Origin of the sequence: Nostoc sp. CHAB 5715 (assembly GCF_020829685.1) — a bacterium.
GTDB lineage: Bacteria > Cyanobacteriota > Cyanobacteriia > Cyanobacteriales > Nostocaceae > Nostoc.
The window spans coordinates 1-2,869 of sequence record NZ_JAIVFR010000939.1 but is presented as its reverse complement, the minus strand read 5'-3'; the positions used below and the strand labels follow the sequence as shown (position 1 = coordinate 2,869).

The following is a 2,869-nucleotide window of genomic DNA, read 5'->3' as shown; positions in this document are numbered from 1 at the left end:
TGCTGAATCATGGGATGATTTAGCTCAATTTGGAATGAGTTTTCAATGGTTTCACCCGCAAATTCATTCCGAATTTATGCAACGCCAAAAATACTTGTAGGTTAAGTCATAACACTAACTCAAGAATCCATGCGAACTGCGGGTATTGGAGCAGAAGTTATTGCCTCAATCAACGATCGCTTATTCGATGAATTGGATGCGCCAGTACTGCGGCTGTCTTCCCAAGATATCCCCACACCCTATAACGGCAACTTAGAACGACTAACAATCATCCAACCAGAGCAAATAGTGGAAGCTGTGGAAAAAATGGTAACTTTGCGAGTCTAGGGAGTAGGGAATAGGGAGTAGGGAATAGGTAATAAATTCAACCCCTACTCCCCACTCCCCACTCCCCACTCCCCATTTCCCAACTCATAACTCCATAAAAGAGCGCTATTATAGCCTTTGTCAGTTGCGAGTTATGGTATGCAAAGACAGCGATCGCTATTAATTTTGATTTTAGTCCTGATAATCGCCGCTATTACGGTGATTGTCACAATTCCGATACCTCTTGGGCTGGACTTGCGCGGAGGCTCACAGCTCACAATTCAAGTGAAACCATCAGCAGATATTCCCCAAATCACCGACCGAGAATTGGAAGGTGTAAAGAAAGTTGTCGAAGGTCGGATTAATGGTCTGGGTGTTTCTGAGCCAGTCATCCAAACAGTCGGCACAGATAAAATATTGGTGCAACTACCAGGAGTCAATGATCCAGAGCAAGCCGAACGCGTGCTAGGGGGTACGGCGCAGTTAGAATTTCGCACCCAAAAGCCGAATACAGAAACTCCACTGTTTGCTTTTCAAGCATCTAGAGCCGAATTGAAAGCCAAGCAAGAAGGGTTGAGAAAGAGTACAGACAAAGCGGCAATTGTCAAGAATCAAGAAGATTTACAAAAAAATAATCAAGCGATCGCAGAATTGTTTGAAAGCACTAATCCACCCCTAATTGGCAAATACCTCAAGGATGCCTATGGTGAACCCAGTCAAGGTGACAACTGGCATGTTGCCATTCGCTTCGACCAAGAGGGTGGTCAACTGTTTGCCAATTTGACAAAAAATCTTGCCGGTACTGGGCGTAGCATTGGTGTTTTTCTGGACAATGAACTGATCAGCGCTCCTACGGTGGGTATAGAATTTGCCACCGCAGGCATTAGTGGTGGCTCTGCCATAATTACAGGACGGTTTACCGCACAACAAGCCAATGATTTAGGCGTGCAGCTACGTGGTGGTGCATTACCCGTACCAGTAGAAATTGCAGAAATTCGCACTGTTGGGGCAACCTTGGGTAAAGATAGCATCACTAGCAGTATCTACGCTGGTATCGGTGGTCTGACTTTAGTATTAATATTTATGGTGGTGTACTATAGACTACCAGGACTGATTGCCGATGTAGCACTATTGATTTACGCCTTGCTGACCTGGGCTAGCTTTGCTTTGTTAGGTGTCACCCTAACCCTGCCAGGAATTGCCGGTTTTATTCTCAGTATTGGGATGGCGGTAGATGCAAATGTGCTAATTTTTGAGCGGACGCGGGAAGAATTGCAAGCAGGCAAATCCCTGTATCGTTCTATAGAATCTGGATTTTACCGAGCCTTTTCGAGTATTTTAGACGGCAACGTTACCACAGTTATTGCCTGTGCCGCCCTATTTTGGCTAGGAGCTGGTTTGGTGAAAGGCTTTGCCCTAACTTTAGCTTTGGGCGTAGCAGTGAGTATGTTTAGCGCCATTACTTGTAGTCGCACCTTGATGTTTTTAGCATATACAATTCCCGCACTGCGGAAACCAGAACTTTTTTGTCCGAACCTGCCAACATCAAATAAGGCAGAGGTGACTCAATGAAACTAAGTATTAACAAATCGCGATCGCTTTGGTGGGCTATTTCTTGTGCCTTCATTGTCGCTGGTATCATCTCAATGGTGATTTCTTGGCAAAACCCGAACATCAAAGCACCCCTACGTCCCAGTTTGGATTTTGTTGGTGGTACACGATTGCAGTTTGAACGGGATTGTACCAAACCCGGTAACTGCGACCAGCCAATTGATATCAATGTCGTTCGGGAAGTAGCTAAAGCACAGGGGTTGGGTGATAGCAGTATCCAAATTGTTGCTGACAAAGGTACTGGTGCAGAAAATGGTATATTAATTCGCACAAAAAATTTGGATCGCGAACAGCGTACCAATTTGCAAAATGCCTTAAGTGAAAAAGTCGGTGCTTTTGACCAGCAAAAAAATCAATTTGATACCGTTGGTCCTACTCTGGGGGCAGAGCTGTTTAGGTCTGGGGTAATAGCTCTAATAGTTTCCTTTGCAGGCATCATTATTTACTTGAGCTTCCGGTTTCAGTTGGATTATGCCGTGTTTGCTGTCGTTGCTGTATTTCATGATGTCTTGGTTACAGCAGGGATGTTTTCGATTTTGGGTTTGGTACTGGGTACTGAAGTAGATAGTCTCTTCATTGTTGCCCTGCTGACAATTACAGGTTTCTCAGTTAACGATACTGTAGTGATTTACGATCGCATTCGTGAGACGCTGCAAATAAATCCCAATCGACCAATTGCTGATATTGTGGATGATGCGGTAAACCAAACCTTAACAAGGTCTATCAACACGACCTTTTCTACAATGCTGTCATTGTTTGCTATCTTTCTGTTTGGCGGCGAAACTCTGAAAAACTTTGCCTTAGCTCTAATTATTGGCTTTACAGCGGGGGCTTATTCAAGTATTTTCATCGCCAGTACTCTTCTAACTTTGTGGCGAGAGCGCAACGGTCAAACAAGCGTGGTAGTCAGTGGTGAGTCGATTGATACATCTGCTGGTAAGGTTTGGTTTAC

2 protein-coding genes and 1 pseudogene are annotated in these 2,869 nt (G+C 44.5%); all 3 read left to right on the top strand.

Annotated features, from left to right (window positions below):
- Window positions 1-120 precede the first annotated feature (120 nt).
- Window positions 121-327 (top strand): annotated as a pseudogene (locus LC574_RS34025) (transketolase C-terminal domain-containing protein); the annotation flags it as partial.
- 138 nt (window positions 328-465) lie between these two features.
- The gene (secD, locus tag LC574_RS34020; protein WP_229458014.1) at window positions 466-1,878 is read left to right on the top strand and encodes a protein translocase subunit SecD; all 1,413 of its coding nucleotides are present in this window, start codon (window positions 466-468) and stop codon (window positions 1,876-1,878) included.
- A partial coding sequence (gene secF / locus LC574_RS34015; RefSeq protein WP_229458013.1) for a protein translocase subunit SecF occupies window positions 1,875-2,869 on the top strand: 995 nt, incomplete at its 3' end. The genes secD and secF, both read left to right, overlap by 4 nt.